The sequence below is a fragment of the Streptomyces sp. NPDC087859 genome, from assembly GCF_044742595.1.
GTDB lineage: Bacteria > Actinomycetota > Actinomycetes > Streptomycetales > Streptomycetaceae > Streptomyces > Streptomyces canus_F.
The window spans coordinates 570,909-587,191 of sequence record NZ_JBIUUU010000004.1; the positions used below are offsets into that span (position 1 = coordinate 570,909).

Below are 16,283 nucleotides of genomic sequence, written 5' to 3' on the forward strand. Positions count from 1 at the left end.
GTCAGTCCTCGCCGTAGCGCGGGTCGACGGTCTCCGGCGTGAGGCCCAGCAGCTCGGCGACCTGCTCGACGACGATCTCGTGCACCAGGGCCGCGCGTTCGTCGCGGCCCTTGGTGCGGATCTCCACGGGGCGCCGGTACACCACCACGCGTCCGGGGCGTCCCTCGCGCGCGGGAATCGTGCCGCCGAGGGGGACCGCCTCGTCGTTCCAGGTCTCGCCCTCCAGCCGGGGTACTTCCAGCACGAGGAAATCGATGTCGGAGAGCTGCGGCCACCGTCGTTCCAGGCGCTCCACGGAGTCCTGCACCAGGTCCGCGAACGCATCGGCACGGCTCGCCGCGAGCGGTACCTGGGGCGGGGCGATCGGGCCGCGCATGCCCCTGCCGTGGCGATCACGTCGGCGGGGCCCGGGGGCGGCGGCACGGGGCGGTACGGGGTTGTCCATCACTGGTGAAGCGTAGTCCCCGGCGGGGCCGGGTGCCCGGGTCCACGCGGTGTCCGGGCGGTGTTCGGCCGCCAGGTACGGCATGTCGCGGGATGACCATTCCGGCCAAGGTTGGGCTCGATTCCGTATCTCTCCGAGACCGGTGATCTCAAGGCAATTGACCGTGTTTGTACCGACTGGTGATCGGTCCGCATGCCGCCCGAGATCTTGGGAAGCGGTGTCTGTGCAGGTCAGTGAGGTGTGACCGGAGGGGCTTGTGGGGCGTTTCACACCACGACACGGTGGAGTGACCTGGTGGAGAGTCGTCGCGGCCCGCTCAGGAGTGCGGTACCGTCCAACGTCGTGAGCCCTGTACGTCGCTGTTCGCGCACCGCTTGCGGCCGCCCCGCCGTCGCGACGCTGACGTACGTCTACGCCGACTCGACCGCGGTCCTCGGCCCGCTCGCCACCTACGCGGAACCCCACTGCTACGACCTGTGTGCCGAGCACTCCGAGCGCCTCACCGCCCCGCGTGGCTGGGAGGTCGTCCGGCTCCTCGACAGTTCGACCCCCGCCCGTCCCAGCGGTGACGACCTGGAAGCGCTTGCCAACGCGGTCCGCGAGGCGGCCCGGCCGCAGGAGCGCGCCGCACGGGCCGGCGGAGGACGTGCGGCGGACCCGATGGAGGTCGCCCGCCGCGGCCATCTGCGGGTGCTGCGCTCGCCCGACAACTGAGCCGTTCTCCCGGGCTCGCCCAGCCGCCCCCGTTCTTGTGTGCGTTCGGTGCACGTTCCGCTCAGTGACGCACGACCATTGACGACTGCTTGGCGCGGACACGACCATTCCGGAAGCCGAAACGAGAAATCGCTTTCCGCATGACGGAATCGGATTCGGGGAGGCGCCCGTGTACGTCCAGGAACTGGAACCCGTCGCCGGCTCACTGGGCCTGTCCGCCCTCGTCGCCACGCTGCCGCTGGTGATCGTCCTCGTCCTGCTCGGCGGCGTACGCCTCAAAGCCCACCTCGCGGGCCTCACCGGCCTTCTGGCGGCCGTTCTGGTCGCCTGGCTCGCGTACGGCATGCCACTGGGGCAGACGCTCTCCAGCGGTGCCCAGGGAGCCGTCTTCGGCCTCTTCCCCATCCTGTGGATCGTCGTCAACGCCCTGTGGGTGTACCGGATGACGGTCCGCACCCGGCACTTCGACATCCTGCGCCGCTCCTTCGGGCGGCTCTCCGACGACCCGCGCATCCAGGCCCTCGTCGTCGCCTTCTGCTTCGGCGCCCTCCTGGAGGCTCTCGCCGGCTTCGGGGCGCCCGTCGCGATCTGCTCGGTCATGCTCGTCGCGCTCGGCTTCGACCCGGTGCGCGCGGCGGTCGTCGCGCTGGTCGCCAACACCGCGCCGGTCGCCTTCGGCGCGATGGGCACACCGGTCGTGACGCTCGCCCAGGTGACGGAACTGCCCCTGGACACCGTCGCGTCCGTGGTCGGGCGTCAAACCCCGCTGCTGGCCCTCGTGGTGCCGCTCGTGCTGGTCTACCTCGTCGACGGACGGCGCGGCCTCAGGGAGACCTGGGTGCCCGCTCTGGCCTGCGGAACCGCCTTCGCCGTCGGCCAGTTCGTCGCCTCCAACTACGTCTCCGCCCAACTCGCCGACATCGGCGCCGCCTTGCTCGGCGCGGCCGCCCTCGTCGCCGTCCCCCGCGCCCGTGTGCCCGCCACGGAGTCCGTACGCGCGTCCGTGCTGACCGGCACCCGCAGCGAGGAACTCGACGAGGCCGACCCGCGCGGCGAAGTCGTGCGCGCCTACGCCCCGTACGCGCTGATCGTCGTGATCTTCTCCCTCGCGCAGGTCCCCGCCGTCAAGGACTGGCTGGCGAAGGCGACCCGGACCTACGACTGGCCCTTCCTGAACGTCGTGAACCCCGACGGCGACCCGGTCGGCGGCAACGTGTTCACCTGGCCGATCGTGGCCACCGGCGGCACACTCGTGCTGCTCGCCGGACTGTGTACGGCGGTCGTCCTCGGTGTGCACGCGCGCGTGGCGGTCAAGGAATGGCTCGCCACCGTCCGCGAGTTGAGGTTCGCGATCCTGACCGTCACCTCGGTGCTGGCGCTGGCGTACGTCATGAACCTCTCCGGACAGGCGGCCACCATCGGCCACTTCGTGGCGGCGGCCGGAGCCGGACTCGCCTTCCTCTCCCCGGTGCTGGGCTGGTTCGGCGTGGCCGTCTCCGGCTCCGACACCTCGGCCAACGCGCTGTTCGGAGCGCTCCAGGTGACCGCGGCCCGCGAGTCGGGGCTGTCGCCGGAGCTCCTGGCCGCCGCGAACAGCTCGGGCGGCGTCCTCGGCAAGATGATCTCCCCGCAGAACCTCACCATCGCCTGCGCCGCCGTCGGCCTCGCGGGCCGCGAGGGGGACCTGCTGCGCAAGGTGCTGCCCTGGAGCCTGGGGCTGCTGTTGGTGATGTGCCTGATCGTCGTCGGGCAGAGCTCGCCGGTCCTGGGGTGGATGCTGCCCTGACCTGAGGTTACGTCCAGGTTCCACTCAGGGGACGCACAGCACCGCTGTCGGTGGGGGCGGGTAGTTTGGGGCGACCGACAGGACTTTGAGAAGGGTTAGGCCGTGGCTGCTGATCTGTCACAGCTCGTGAAGGCGTACGACGTGCGCGGTGTCGTTCCCGATCAGTGGGACGAGACGCTGGCCGAGCTCTTCGGGGTCGCCTTCGTCCGGGTGACCGGGGCGAGCGCGATCGTGGTCGGGCACGACATGCGGCCCTCGTCACCCGGCCTGTCGCGTGCCTTCGCGCGCGGGGCGGCCGCGCAGGGCGTCGACGTCACCGAGATCGGCCTGTGCTCCACCGACCAGCTGTACTACGCCTCGGGCGCGCTGGACCTGCCGGGCGCGATGTTCACGGCCTCGCACAATCCGGCCCAGTACAACGGCATCAAGATGTGCCGCGCGGGCGCCGCCCCGGTGGGCCAGGACACGGGTCTCGCCGAGATCCGCGAACTGGCCGAGGGCTGGATCGACTCGGGCGCCCCGGCCCCGGCGGCCGCACAGGGCACGATCGGCCGGCGCGACACGCTGGAGGACTACGCGGCCCACCTGCGGGGCCTGGTCGACCTGACCTCCATCCGCCCCCTGAAGGTCGTCGTGGACGCGGGCAACGGCATGGGCGGGCACACGGTCCCCACGGTCTTCGCGGGCCTGCCGCTGACGCTTGTCCCGATGTACTTCGAACTGGACGGCACGTTCCCGAACCACGAGGCCAACCCCCTCGACCCGGCGAACATCGTCGACCTGCAGAAGCGGGTGCGCGAAGAGTCCGCCGACCTCGGCATCGCCTTCGACGGCGACGCCGACCGCTGCTTCGTCGTCGACGAGAACGGCGACCCCGTCTCCCCGTCCGCGATCACCGCCCTGGTCGCCGCGCGCGAGCTCGCCAGGAACGGCGGCAGCGGCGTGATCATCCACAACCTGATCACCTCCTGGTCGGTGCCCGAGGTCGTCGAGGAGCACGGCGGCACGCCGGTACGCACGCGCGTGGGCCACTCCTTCATCAAGGCCGAGATGGCGAAGTCCGGCGCGATCTTCGGCGGCGAGCACTCCGCCCACTACTACTTCAAGGACTTCTGGAACGCCGACACCGGCATGCTCGCCGCCCTCCACGTCCTCGCCGCCCTCGGCGGCCAGGAGGGCCCCTTGTCCGCCCTCGTGGCCGAGTACGACCGCTACACCGGCTCCGGCGAGATCAACTCCACGGTCGCCGACCAGACCGGCCGCCTTGCCGCGATCCGCGCCGCGTACGAGTCCCGGGAAGGCATCTCCCTGGACGAACTCGACGGCCTCACCATCAGCGCCTCCGACTGGTGGTTCAACGTCCGCCCGTCCAACACGGAGCCCCTGCTGCGCCTCAACGCGGAGGCACGGGACGCGACGACGATGGCGAAGATCCGGGACGAGGTACTGGCGATCATCCGGACGTGACGGCAGTAGGGCGGCAGGGGCGAAAACCCTCCGGCGGCCACACCCACCCACCCTGTCCCCAAGCCCCACACCCACCCCGCACCGGCGGTACCCTGACCAGGCACATCCGCACAGGCACCCGCCCGCCCCCGAAGGGACACCCCATGCCGCTCGAAGCCGGCCTCCTGGAGATCCTCGCCTGCCCGGCCTGTCACGCCCCCCTCGAGGAGCAGGACACCGAGCTGATCTGCACCGGCCAGGACTGCGGCCTGGCATACCCCGTCCGCGACGGCATCCCCGTCCTCCTCGTCGACGAGGCCCGCCGCCCCGCGTAAGCGACCCCCGGCGACCAGCCGCAGGGAGCGCCGGCAACGGCGCCCCGAGTGACCGACGAACCCGGCGATCGCAGGAGGCTGCCGCCCATGCTCGACGAATCGCTGCTCGACACCCCCGAGGCCCTCTCGGCGGCCGACCGCCGAGGCCTGCTCCGCGGGGCCGCCGAGGCAGGCGCCCGAGTCCGCACCGCGGCGAGGCACACCGCCGAGGCCGGCGTCAACGAACTGAAGCCCGATGGCCGCCCCCGCGCGGTCCTGATCGCGGGCCCCGGCGCCGCCGCCATCTGCGTCGCCGACCTCCTCGGCACCCTCGCCGGCGCCGGCAGCCCCGTCATCCGCCTGGCCCCCACCGGCGTGGCCCCCGCGGCCGGCGCCCTGCGCTGGGAACTCCCGGGCTGGACGGGCTCGGTCGACGTGCTCCTGATCGCCACCTCCGACGGCACCGAACCGGGCCTGTCCCTCCTCGCCGACCAGGCCTACCGCCGCGGCTGCACGGTCGTCGCCGTGGCCCCCGCGAACACCCCGCTCACCGAGGCCGTACAAGGCGCCCACGGCCTCTTCGTCCCCCTGGCGACGGCCCCCTACGAGGAGGGCGAAGCCCTCGCCGCGTCCGCCCCCGGCATCCTGTGGGCCCTGCTCACCCCGCTGCTCGCCATCCTCGACCGCACCGGTCTGGTCACCGCCCCGCCGGACGTCCTGGAGAAGGTCGCCGACCGCCTGGACCACATCGCCGAACGCTGCGGCCCGGCCATCGCGACGTACAGCAATCCCGCCAAGACCCTGGCCACCGAACTCGCCGACGCGCTCCCGGTGATCTGGACGGAGGGCGTCTCGGCCGGTCCGGCGGGCCGCCGGTTCGCCGCCGCCCTCGCCGAACTCGCCGGCCGCCCCGCCGTCGTCGCCGAACTGCCCGAGGCGCTCGCCGCGCACAACGCCCTGCTCGCCGGTCCGCTCGCCGCCAGCGCCGACCCGGACGATTTCTTCCGCGACCGCGTGGAGGAAGCACCGGTGATGCACGCGCGCGCGGTGCTGCTGCGCGACCGTCCCCTCGGCGGTCTCTCCGCCGCTCCCGCCGCCCGTGAGCTGGCCCTGAGCCACGACACCCCCATCAGCGAGCTGGAACCGGAGGAGGGCGGCGAACTCGAGACCCTCGCGGAACTGATCGCCGTCACGGATTTCGCCGCGGTTTACCTGGCGCTCGCTTCCGGCACCTGATCATGCTCAGGCCGTTCTGACCGTCGTACAGAAAGAACCCCATGGACCGCCTCGACAACACGATCCGCCCCTACGCCTGGGGTTCCACCACCGCCATCGCCGCACTGCTCGGCGTCGCCCCGAGCGGCGAGCCGCAGGCGGAGATGTGGATGGGTGCCCACCCGGGCGCACCCTCGCGCACCGGACGCGGCACGCTGGTCGAGGTCATCGAGGCCGACCCGGAGCGAGAGCTGGGCGCGGACGCCGTCACCAAGTTCGGCCCCCGCCTGCCCTTCCTCCTCAAGATCCTCGCTGCCGGAGCCCCGCTCTCCCTCCAGGTGCACCCCGACCTGGCGCAGGCCAAGGAGGGTTACGAGGACGAGGAGCGCCGCGGGATCCCCGTGGACGCCGGTCACCGCAACTACAAGGACGCCAACCACAAGCCCGAACTCATCTGCGCGCTCACCGAGTTCGACGGCCTGTGCGGCTTCCGCGCCCCTCTCGAAGCCGCCGGCCTGCTCGCGGGCCTCGGCGTGGACTCCCTCAAGCCGTACGTCGACCTGCTGCACGCCCACCCCGAGGAAGCGGCACTGCGCGAGGTCCTGACGGCCGTACTCAGCGCGGACCGCGAGGAGATGGCCCGTACGGTCACGGAGGCCGCGGCCGCCTGCGCCCGCCTCGGCGGCGGGTACGCCCCGTACGCGGACATCGCCCACCACTACCCGGGCGATCCGGGCGTCATCGCCGCGATGCTCCTCAACCACGTCCGCCTCCAGCCCGGCGAGGCCCTGTTCCTCGGCGCCGGCATCCCGCACGCCTACCTGAACGGCCTCGGCGTCGAGATCATGGCCAACTCCGACAACGTCCTGCGCTGCGGCCTGACCCCCAAGCACGTCGACGTTCCCGAACTCCTGCGCATCGTCCGCTTCGAGGCCGCCGACGCGGGGGTGCTGCGTCCCGAGGCGGCCCCGGACGGCGAAGAGGTCTACGAGACCCCGATCGACGAGTTCCGGCTGTCCCGGTACGTCCTCCCCGAGGGCGGCGCCGCCCACGACCTCACCCGCGCCGCCCCGCAGATCCTGCTGTGCACGGCGGGTTCCGTCCGGGCGGGGGAGCACGAGTTGAACCCTGGTCAGTCCGTCTTCGTTCCCGCAGGTGAGAAGGCCGAAGTGACCGGCACGGGCACCGTCTTCCGGGCCACTGTGATCGTATGACCGGGGCTGTGGACACCTGACACACCTCTGCCCGGAAGGGCTGCAACAATGGCCCACTGGCAAAGGACGGGCAAAGGCCTGGACTGCGTGGACGTACGAAGGGACAACGCGAACACATGAGCGCGTCAGGCGGAACCAAGGCGATCGTGGCGGCACTTGGCGCCAACCTCGCGATCGCGGTATCGAAGTTCGTGGCGTTCCTCTTCAGCGGCTCGTCGTCGATGCTCGCCGAGTCCGTCCACTCCCTCGCCGACTCCGGCAACCAGGGACTGCTGCTCCTCGGTGGCAAGAAGGCCCAGCGCGAGGCCACCCCGCAGCACCCGTTCGGCTACGGCCGCGAGCGCTACATCTACGCCTTCCTCGTCTCCATCGTGCTCTTCTCGGTCGGCGGCATGTTCGCCATCTACGAGGGCTACGAGAAGATCAAGCACCCGCACGAGATCGAGCACTGGTACTGGCCGGTGGGCGTCCTCGTCTTCGCGATCATCGCCGAGACCTTCTCCTTCCGGACGGCCATCAAGGAGTCCAACGGCCTGCGCGGCCGGCAGTCCTGGAAGGAGTTCGTCCGCCACGCCAAGGCGCCCGAGCTGCCGGTCGTCCTCCTGGAGGACCTGGGCGCACTGATCGGTCTGATCCTCGCCCTCGGCGGCGTCGGCCTGGCCCTCGCCACCGGCGACGGCGTCTGGGACGGCATCGGCACCCTCTGCATCGGCGTCCTGCTCATCCTCATCGCGCTCGTCCTGGCCGTGGAGACCAAGTCCCTGCTCCTCGGTGAGTCCGCGGGCATCGAAGCGGTCCAGAAGATCGAGGCCGCGATCGTCGACGGCGACGTCGTCACCGGCATCATCCACATGCGCACGCTCCACCTCGGCCCCGAGGAGCTCCTGGTCGCCGCCAAGATCGCCGTCCAGCACGACGACACGGCCGCCGAGGTCGCCAACGCCATCAACGCCGCCGAGGCCCGTATCCGCGAGGCCGTCCCGATCGCCCGTGTGATCTACCTCGAGCCGGACATCTTCAGCGCGTCCGAGGCCGCCAAGGGCGCCGACCGCGAGGCGACACCCGGAGGACCGGCGCAGCACGACGCCGGCCACTGACACCCACCGAAGGGGCCCACCGGAATTCCGGTGGGCCGCTTCGGCTGTCAGACCCGCACCGCCCAGGGAGGTGGTGGCGGCACCACGGCCCGGGCCTTCCGTCGTACGACCATCGCGGCGATCCCCAGCCCGGCGGCGACCAGCACGAGCACCACGCCGGCCATCATCGCCACCCCGAGGACCACCGGCACGGTGTAGTCGTCGATCACCCGCCCCCGGATCGCCGACGTCGGCAGCGTCCCGCCGCGATCGTCGAGAAAGGCCCGCGAGTCACGGGCGTTCGCCCGGTGGTCGCCCAGCAGGAACAGCCGCCCCTCGGGGACCCGCACGTCGTAGGCGGGGAATCCGCCGCCGGCCTCCGCGCCCTTGAGATACGGCTCCTGCAGCGGCTCCCCGTTCAAGGTGACCCGCGCGTCCCGCGCCTCCCCGGTGCAGCACGCCACCCGGTCCCCGCCCACTCCGACGACCCGCTCGATCACCAGCCCGTCGAACCCGTACCGGTCCGGCGCCGAGAACACCACGACGTCCCCGCGCCGCACCTCGCTCCCGTCGATCCGCTCGAAGACGACCCGGTCGCCCCGCCCGAACGTCGGCGCCATGCTCTCGCCCGACACGACGGAACCCCCGAAGCCATACCGTCCGTAGCCGACGCCGCCCAGCCCCGCCAACAACCCCACCAGACCCACCACGACGGCCGCGATCCCCAGCCCCCGAGCCCTGCCCATCAGGCACTCCCTCCCCACACGGAACATCCGCGGCGGCAGAGGGTAGCGCCCCGCTGTGAATGGCTCGTGCGGGCCCCACCTCGGTGGCCACGGCCCGCACTCACCACACCCCGTCCTACTGGATCTCGCCCAGCACCTCGAGCACCGCCCGCTCGTCCGGCGCCGCAGTGAGCCGCTCCCGGAACCCGGCGTCCATCAACTTCCGCGACAGCAGCGCCAGAATCCGCAGATGCTCGTCACCCGCGGCCGCCTCCGGTACGGCGATCATGAACACCAGCCTGGCCCGCGTACCGTCCAGCGACCCCCACTCGATGCCCTCGGCGGACCGCGCGAACCCGACGACCGGCGCGCTCACCGCATCCGTCTTGGCGTGCGGAATCGCGATCTCCTCACCGAGCCCGGTCGTGCCCTGCTCCTCCCGCCGCAGCGCGGTCGCCACCAGCTCGTCCACGTCCGCGACCTTGCCGGTCCGCGCCAGCAGCCCGGCCATCTCCCGGACGGCGGCCTCCTTGTCGACCGCATCGAGTTCGACCTTCACGGTCTGCTCGGTGAGATACCCGGACAGGACCTCGGCGGTCGCGACGGGCGCCGCCACGGACTCGCGTACGACTCGCTGCGCCACGACGGTCCCGCCACCCGGCGCCCCGCCCGCACCCGCTCCGACCAGCACAGGCTCGGGCCCGACCGCCGGCAGCCCGACGACGGCCTCGCCGCGCCGCCTCCGCTCGCTGATGTCGACAAGGGCGACCGTTGTGAGCGCGGTGACGACCGTTCCGATCACCACGGCCACGAAGAACATCGGCACACCGCTCACCGCGCCCAGCACCGCCACGATCGGCCCGCCGTGCGGCACCGCGTCCTCGACCCCGGCGACCCCGGCGATCGCACCGGCCACCGCGCCGCCCAGCATGTTCGCCGGGATGACCTGCGCGGGCCGCGCCGCCGCGAACGGGATCGCACCCTCGGAGATACCGAAGCAGCCCATGAAGAGGGCGGCGAGCCCGGTCTCCCTCTCCTGTTCGGTGTAGAGCCGCTTGCGTATCAGCGTGGCCAGCCCCTGACCCAACGGCATGACCGGGATCGCGGCCGCGCACATGCCCATGACCGTCTGATTGCCGGTCGCGATGAGCCCCGTACCGAACAGGAACGCCGTCTTGTTGACCGGCCCGCCCATGTCGAAGGCGATCATCAGCCCGAGAATCGCGCCGAGCAGGATCGCGCTCGTACCCGTCATCCCGCTCAGCCAGCTGGTCAGGTGCTCGAACACCCAGGAGATCGGCTTCCCGACGACGTAGATGAAGAACAGCCCCAGCGCCGTGGTCGCCACGATCGGGATCACGATGATCGGCATGATCGGCTGCACGAACTTGGGGACCTTGACCTTCTTGATCCACAACACCAGATACCCGGCGAGGAACCCGGTCACGATCGCCCCGATGAACCCGGCACCCGCCTTGGAGTCGTACAGCGAACCGGTGTTGGCGATCCAGCCGCCGATCATGCCCGGTACGAGGGCGGGGCGGTCGCCGATGGCGTACGCGATGTATCCCGACAGGATCGGCACCATCAGCGTGAAGCCGATGACACCGATGTTGTTCACGTCCATCCAGAAGGAGTCCTTCGGGATGACCAGACCACCCGACGGGTCCGTGTGTCCGCCGAGCGAGAGCGAGATCGCGATCAGCAACCCGCCGACCACGACGAACGGGATCATGTAACTGACCCCGTTCATCAGCGCCTTGTACCCGACGCTGCGCTCCTTGCCACCACCCGCACCGGCCGCGGGCGCGCTCGCCCCGTCCGGCTGGTGCACGGGCGCCGACCGCACCCGCTCGATCAACTGCTCGGGGTGGTGGATCCCCTCCGCCACCCCGACGGTCAGGACCCGCTTGCCCACGAAGCGGCTCAGGTCCACATCCTTGTCCGCGGCGACGATGACGCCGTCCGCGGTGCTGACATCGTTGTCATCGAGTACGTTTTCGGCCCCGATGGACCCTTGAGTCTCCACCTTCATGTCGATGCCGCGGCTCTCGGCAGCCTGCGCGAGCTTCTCGGCCGCCATGTACGTGTGCGCGATGCCGGTCGGGCAGGCGGTCACCGCGAGCAGCTTCAACCGCTGCTGCTCGCCACTGCCGCCGCCCGTGGGGGGAGGGCCGGCCGGACTGGTCACGTCGATCTCCTAACGCCGTTGTTCGCACGGAACGCCGTCCCGGACGCCCCGCAAGATCGATCAGCTGTTCCCGATCCCTTGCATCCTGCAGCACGTGCCGCCCTGCTCAAAGGTTCAAAAGTCCCGGATTGTCACGGCCTGATGGCTCCTGGTCCGGCGATCGTGGGTGTCCTGTTATCGACGGCGCGGCCACCCCGACGCTCCTCTCGTGGCTGCCTCGTGATCGGCTCGATGTGTTCGGAGGTGGACTGGGGGCGCCCGGGCGTACCGGTGTAGCTTGGGACGGAGCCAGACGTCGCTGCTGATGGCGGTCGGGCGATCCCGATGTGGATCGACCGAGGGAGAGAGGGCCTCCGACGGACTGCGCTGCGCGCACCGGGCATGCCTGTGTCCTCTTTCGGGCACCCCTGTGTCCGCCGCCGCGCAGACCAGCCGTGTCCACCTCGCCCCAACCTTGAGGAGCAGCCCGTAATGACGACTGTCGACAACCGACAGGACTTCAAGGTCGCCGATCTCTCCCTGGCCGAGTTCGGCCGCAAGGAGATCACCCTCGCCGAGCACGAGATGCCCGGCCTGATGGCGATCCGCAAGGAGTTCGCCGCCACCCAGCCGCTGGCCGGCGCCCGCATCATGGGCTCCCTGCACATGACCGTGCAGACCGCCGTCCTGATCGAGACCCTGGTCGCTCTGGGCGCCGAGGTCCGCTGGGTGTCCTGCAACATCTTCTCCACCCAGGACCACGCGGCCGCCGCCGTCGCGGTAGGCCCGAACGGCACGCCCGACAACCCGCAGGGCATCCCCGTCTTCGCCTGGAAGGGCGAGACCCTGGAGGAGTACTGGTGGTGCACGGAGCAGGCTCTGACCTGGCCGAACACCCCCACTGGCGGCCCGAACATGATCCTCGACGACGGTGGTGACGCCACCCTCCTCGTCCACAAGGGCGTCGAGTACGAGAAGGCGGGCAAGGTCCCCTCGGTCGACACCGCCGAGAACGACGAGCACCGCGTCATCCTCGAACTCCTGAACCGCACCATCACCGACGGCTCCCAGAAGTGGACCCAGCTCGCCTCGGAGATCCGCGGCGTGACCGAGGAGACCACGACCGGCGTCCACCGTCTGTACGAGATGATGCGCGACGGCCTCCTCCTCTTCCCGGCGATCAACGTGAACGACGCCGTCACCAAGTCGAAGTTCGACAACAAGTACGGCTGCCGCCACTCCCTCATCGACGGCATCAACCGCGCCACCGACGTCCTCATCGGCGGCAAGACCGCGGTCGTCTGCGGCTACGGCGACGTCGGCAAGGGCTGTGCGGAGTCGCTGCGCGGTCAGGGCGCCCGGGTCATCGTCACCGAGATCGACCCGATCTGTGCTCTGCAGGCGGCGATGGACGGCTACCAGGTCACGACCCTCGACGAGGTCATCGACAAGGCCGACATCTTCATCACCACGACCGGCAACAAGGACATCATCATGGCCAGCGACATGGCCAAGATGAAGCACCAGGCCATCGTCGGGAACATCGGCCACTTCGACAACGAGATCGACATGGCCGGCCTGGCCAAGATCCCCGGCATCGTCAAGGACGAGGTCAAGCCCCAGGTCCACACCTGGAAGTTCCCCGACGGCAAGGTCCTGATCGTCCTGTCCGAGGGGCGCCTGCTGAACCTGGGCAACGCGACCGGTCACCCGTCGTTCGTGATGTCCAACTCGTTCGCGGACCAGACGCTGGCTCAGATCGAGCTGTTCACCAAGCAGTCGGAGTACCCGATCGGCGTCTACACGCTGCCCAAGCACCTCGACGAGAAGGTCGCCCGCCTCCACCTGGACGCGCTCGGCGTGAAGCTGACGACGCTGCGCCCGGAGCAGGCCTCCTACATCGGCGTCGACGTCGACGGCCCGTACAAGCCGGACCACTACCGCTACTGAGCACTCTCCTCAGCAGCAGGACCTTCGAGGCAGGCCCCCGCACCCCCGTGCCGGGGGCCTGCCCCTTTGGCCGCTTGGCCACTCCGGCCCGACCAGCCCGTGCCGCTATGCCCGGACCAGCCCGTCAAGACCCAGGACCCCCATGCCCCGCGGCCGCTATTCGCTCCATGATCCGCACGATCACACCCCCCTCGCAGAAGAGCACTTCCACTGCGCCCCCGGCCCCTCCGGCTGGCGCTATGTCGCCCAGCTGACGAACCCCGCGGGCGATCACTCCGGCTCCGTCGACCTGGCCCTCGACGAACTCGGCCGCCCCATCCGTCTGGAACTCCACGCAGCGGGCTGGCAGGTACGCGGCGCCGCTCTCGACGGCGTTACCTGGGTCCGTACAGACCCCACCGGGGTTCACGCCACGGAAGGCAATGTCCCCGCCCACGCCTTCACCGGCACATCCCCCGCGTTCCTCATCGCCACGACCCGTCTGCTACGCCTCACCCCTTCCACATCAGCCACCCGCGTACGACTCGTCGCCTTCACGGATCCGGTCCTCGCCCCGCGCACCGTGGACCAGTCCTGGGCACTGATGAAAAGCGAAGCACACGCCACTGACAACGGCCCCCTGACCGTGGACGAATACCAGGTCACAGCCCTGGACACGGGAGAGCAGCACACCGTGCACATCGCCGGGGACGTGGTCCTCTCGGCTCCCGGCATCGAGTTGGAGGACCTCGAATCGCCGCCGTCCGTCTTCGAGTGAGCAGGGGGGCGGTACGGCTTACGCAGGAGGCGCGAATCCGGTACCAGGGCGCTCAGGCGACGGCGTCTCCTGCGTCTCCGCGGGCCCGGCGCCGGGTGAGGGAGGCGGAGGCGCCGCGGCGGAACCGTAGTAGGGAGGCGGGGCCGCAGTAGCCGCGGCCGGTGAGAGCGAAGGCGGCTGAGCAGGCTGCGTTCCGTACGCCCCAGCCGACGCGTTCCCGAAAGCGCGCCGAGCCTCCCGCGCCTGCCGCTCCTGCACCACCGCCGCGAGATACGCCGCCGGCGGTACACCCTGTGGCGCCGGGGTCCCCGTACGAGCCGCGACGTCAGTGGCGAGCCGCTCGGCCATCGCCCAGCCGACCTGTGGGTCCAACTGCTGCATTCGCCCCAGGTACTGCCGGATGGCGAGCCACAACCCGTCCGGAACCGCGGACAGGTCCAGTCCGGAGAAACGTCCCGCCAGCCAGGGCGGCGGCGGAGGCAGGAACCCGGTATGCGCGACCGGAACCCGCTCCCGTACGACCAGAGTCCCCGCGAACACGTCCCCGAGCCGTCGCCCCCGCGCCGAAACGAGCGACGCGACACAGGCGACGACCCCGAACGTCAGCAGGATCTCGATGACGCCGATCCCGCCGCGCACCAGCGCATGCCGGAACCGGATCGGTCCGCCGTCGTCCCGCACGACCCGCAGCCCGCACGCCAACTTCCCGAGCGAGCGGCCGTGGCTGAGCGTCTCGACCGCGATGGGACCACCCACCATGACCAGCACGAACGCCGCGAGAGACACCGCGAACTGGGCCGCTTCGTCCAAGGAAGCCGTGGAAGCCACCAGCGCGATGGTCACGACCACGTAGACGATCACGCCCACCAGCAGATCGAGCAGCACGGCCAACGCCCTGCTCGGCAGCCGCGCAGGACGCAGCTCCAGCGCCACCGCCTCGCCCGTCACCAGCTCACTCACGTCCGCCGTCCTTCCCCTGGCCCGCCCCGAGAACGGCCAGTCTGCCAAGCTGAGGGCGCATCGCACCGCAGTACGACAAGCTGACACCCACGACGAGTCGCCGACGAGCAGCCGAGGAGCAGCCGAACCGATGGACCTCGACGTCTTCGTCTCCGCTCACCGAGCGGAGTGGGATCGCCTCGACGCCCTGCTCCGACGCCAGCGGCGGCTGACCGGCGCCGAGGCCGACGAACTCGTCACTCTCTATCAACGCACGGCCACCCATCTCTCCCTGATCCAGTCCAGCGCCCCCGACCCACAGCTGACGGGCCGGCTCAGCCAACTCGTGGCACGCGCGCGTAGTGCCGTGACAGGAACCCGTCGCGCTTCCTGGCGGGACGTCACGCGTTTCCTGGCGTACGGCTTCCCCGCAGCGGTCTACAGAGCACGACATTGGTGGGTCCCCGCCGCGCTTCTCTCCACAGCCGTGGCAGCCCTCCTGGGCTGGTGGATCGGCACCCACCCGGAAGTACAGGCCACCATCGCGGCCCCCAACGAGCTCCGCGAGCTCACCCGCCCGGGCGGGCAGTACGAGTCGTACTACTCGAGCCACCCCGCGGCCTCCTTCGCCGCCCAGGTCTGGACGAACAACGCGTGGGCCGCCGCGCAGTGCCTGATCCTCGGAGTCTTCCTCGGTCTCCCGGTCCTCTGGATCCTCTTCCAGAACATGCTCAACCTCGGCGTCGGCTTCGGCCTGATGTCCTCGGCCGGCCGCCTCGACACCTTCCTCGGCCTGGTCCTGCCCCACGGTCTGCTCGAGCTGACCGCGGTGTTCGTCGCCGCGGGAACAGGCATGCGCCTCGGCTGGACCGTCATCGACCCGGGCCCACGCACGCGTCGAGCCGCCCTCGCAGAGGAAGGCCGAGCGGCGATCGGCATGGCCATCGGCCTCGCCCTGATCCTCTTCATCTCCGGCGCCATCGAAGGCTTCGTCACCCCGTCCGGCCTGCCCACCTGGGCGCGCATCAGCATCGGGGTCTTCGCCGAACTGGCCTTCCTCGCGTACGTCTACGTCCTCGGCGGGCGTGCTGCCCGCGCAGGAGAATCGGGCGACGTCGCGGAGGCCGAACGCAGCGCCACGGTCCCCATGGCGGCCTGATGTGCGTACGGGGCTGCTGAGCTGCTAGTGTCCTCTTCGCCCCGCAGGAACCGTTGACACGGAGAGAGCGGGGAGGTAGATTCGAACAGTTGCCTAGAACTGGATCTAGTCCGGTCGGTGACAGTGAGTGTCTGTCTGCTTCTTGAGACATCGTCTCGAAGAAGCCCCTCCCGATAATTCGGAAATGAGCGGCCGGTCAGTCCGGCCCGGAACTTCTGATAAAGTCGGAACCGCCGGAAAGGGAAACGCGAGAGCGGGAACCTGGAAAGCACCGAGGAAAATCGGAACCGGAAACGGTCTGATAGAGTCGGAAACGCAAGACCGAAGGGAAAAGCCCGGAGGAAAGCCCGAGAGGGTGAGTACAAAGGAAGCG

At 70.3% G+C, this 16,283-nt stretch carries 14 protein-coding genes; 10 read left to right on the plus strand and 4 right to left on the minus strand.

The window, feature by feature from the left end; all coding sequences use genetic code 11:
- Window position 1: 1 nt before the first annotated feature.
- Entirely contained in the window at window positions 2-445 is a 444-nt protein-coding gene (locus ACIOHP_RS12740) for a metallopeptidase family protein (protein WP_361485576.1), read from the minus strand.
- A 294-nt stretch (window positions 446-739) separates the two neighbouring features.
- Here ACIOHP_RS12740 and ACIOHP_RS12745 point away from each other — a divergent pair, with 294 nt between their 5' ends.
- The 7 genes from ACIOHP_RS12745 to ACIOHP_RS12775 all read left to right on the plus strand — a co-directional run bounded on the left by ACIOHP_RS12745 (window position 740) and on the right by ACIOHP_RS12775 (window position 8,231).
- Window positions 740-1,159: a DUF3499 domain-containing protein gene (locus tag ACIOHP_RS12745; protein ID WP_266891553.1), complete on the plus strand. Its 420-nt coding sequence runs from the start codon at window positions 740-742 to the stop codon at window positions 1,157-1,159.
- 169 nt (window positions 1,160-1,328) lie between these two features.
- Entirely contained in the window at window positions 1,329-2,945 is a 1,617-nt protein-coding gene (locus ACIOHP_RS12750; RefSeq protein ID WP_401886362.1) for an L-lactate permease, read from the plus strand.
- A gap of 102 nt (window positions 2,946-3,047) precedes the next feature.
- Window positions 3,048-4,412 carry a phosphomannomutase/phosphoglucomutase gene (locus ACIOHP_RS12755; RefSeq protein WP_401886364.1) on the plus strand — a complete coding sequence of 455 codons (1,365 nt, stop codon included), beginning with the start codon at window positions 3,048-3,050 and terminating at the stop codon, window positions 4,410-4,412.
- A 143-nt stretch (window positions 4,413-4,555) separates the two neighbouring features.
- Entirely contained in the window at window positions 4,556-4,726 is a 171-nt protein-coding gene (locus ACIOHP_RS12760) for a Trm112 family protein (protein WP_078936097.1), read from the plus strand.
- A gap of 87 nt (window positions 4,727-4,813) precedes the next feature.
- Window positions 4,814-5,941 carry an SIS domain-containing protein gene (locus ACIOHP_RS12765; RefSeq protein WP_361485524.1) on the plus strand — a complete coding sequence of 376 codons (1,128 nt, stop codon included), beginning with the start codon at window positions 4,814-4,816 and terminating at the stop codon, window positions 5,939-5,941.
- A gap of 41 nt (window positions 5,942-5,982) precedes the next feature.
- Window positions 5,983-7,134: a mannose-6-phosphate isomerase, class I gene (gene manA, locus ACIOHP_RS12770; RefSeq protein ID WP_401886368.1), complete on the plus strand. Its 1,152-nt coding sequence runs from the start codon at window positions 5,983-5,985 to the stop codon at window positions 7,132-7,134.
- A gap of 116 nt (window positions 7,135-7,250) precedes the next feature.
- Complete coding sequence (locus ACIOHP_RS12775) at window positions 7,251-8,231, plus strand: cation diffusion facilitator family transporter (protein ID WP_401886371.1); 981 nt, start codon at window positions 7,251-7,253, stop codon at window positions 8,229-8,231.
- A gap of 47 nt (window positions 8,232-8,278) precedes the next feature.
- Here the strand turns inward: ACIOHP_RS12775 and lepB are convergent, their stop codons facing one another.
- Together lepB and ACIOHP_RS12785 are read right to left on the minus strand one after the other, a co-directional pair.
- A complete protein-coding gene (gene lepB, locus ACIOHP_RS12780; RefSeq protein WP_401886374.1) occupies window positions 8,279-8,956 on the minus strand; it encodes a signal peptidase I in 678 nt (225 codons plus the stop codon).
- A gap of 115 nt (window positions 8,957-9,071) precedes the next feature.
- Window positions 9,072-11,126, minus strand: coding sequence for a fructose-specific PTS transporter subunit EIIC (locus ACIOHP_RS12785; protein WP_401886377.1), 2,055 nt, complete (start codon window positions 11,124-11,126; stop codon window positions 9,072-9,074).
- A 471-nt stretch (window positions 11,127-11,597) separates the two neighbouring features.
- On the opposite strand from ACIOHP_RS12785, the gene ahcY reads away from it, so the two are divergent.
- Together ahcY and ACIOHP_RS12795 are read left to right on the plus strand one after the other, a co-directional pair.
- Window positions 11,598-13,055 carry an adenosylhomocysteinase gene (ahcY, locus tag ACIOHP_RS12790; protein ID WP_401886379.1) on the plus strand — a complete coding sequence of 486 codons (1,458 nt, stop codon included), beginning with the start codon at window positions 11,598-11,600 and terminating at the stop codon, window positions 13,053-13,055.
- A 142-nt stretch (window positions 13,056-13,197) separates the two neighbouring features.
- Window positions 13,198-13,812, plus strand: a complete 615-nt coding sequence (locus ACIOHP_RS12795) for a hypothetical protein (RefSeq protein ID WP_401886381.1) — start codon at window positions 13,198-13,200, stop codon at window positions 13,810-13,812.
- Window positions 13,813-13,830: 18 nt separating this feature from the next.
- Here ACIOHP_RS12795 and ACIOHP_RS12800 read toward each other — a convergent pair whose 3' ends face one another.
- Entirely contained in the window at window positions 13,831-14,772 is a 942-nt protein-coding gene (locus ACIOHP_RS12800; RefSeq protein WP_401886383.1) for an RDD family protein, read from the minus strand.
- Window positions 14,773-14,902: 130 nt separating this feature from the next.
- On the opposite strand from ACIOHP_RS12800, the gene ACIOHP_RS12805 reads away from it, so the two are divergent.
- A complete protein-coding gene (locus tag ACIOHP_RS12805; protein WP_361561255.1) occupies window positions 14,903-15,910 on the plus strand; it encodes a stage II sporulation protein M in 1,008 nt (335 codons plus the stop codon).
- The last annotated feature ends 373 nt before the right edge of the window (window positions 15,911-16,283 follow it).

Coding starts and splice junctions, on each gene's coding strand:
- ACIOHP_RS12760 (WP_078936097.1), top strand. CDS start 4,556: ATGCCGCTCGAAGCCGGCCTCCTGGAGATCCTCGCCTGCCCGGCCTGT.
- ACIOHP_RS12765 (WP_361485524.1), top strand. CDS start 4,814: ATGCTCGACGAATCGCTGCTCGACACCCCCGAGGCCCTCTCGGCGGCC.
- ahcY (WP_401886379.1), top strand. CDS start 11,598: ATGACGACTGTCGACAACCGACAGGACTTCAAGGTCGCCGATCTCTCC.
- ACIOHP_RS12740 (WP_361485576.1), bottom strand. CDS start 445: ATGGACAACCCCGTACCGCCCCGTGCCGCCGCCCCCGGGCCCCGCCGA.
- lepB (WP_401886374.1), bottom strand. CDS start 8,956: ATGGGCAGGGCTCGGGGGCTGGGGATCGCGGCCGTCGTGGTGGGTCTG.
- ACIOHP_RS12805 (WP_361561255.1), top strand. CDS start 14,903: ATGGACCTCGACGTCTTCGTCTCCGCTCACCGAGCGGAGTGGGATCGC.
- ACIOHP_RS12795 (WP_401886381.1), top strand. CDS start 13,198: ATGCCCCGCGGCCGCTATTCGCTCCATGATCCGCACGATCACACCCCC.
- manA (WP_401886368.1), top strand. CDS start 5,983: ATGGACCGCCTCGACAACACGATCCGCCCCTACGCCTGGGGTTCCACC.
- ACIOHP_RS12775 (WP_401886371.1), top strand. CDS start 7,251: ATGAGCGCGTCAGGCGGAACCAAGGCGATCGTGGCGGCACTTGGCGCC.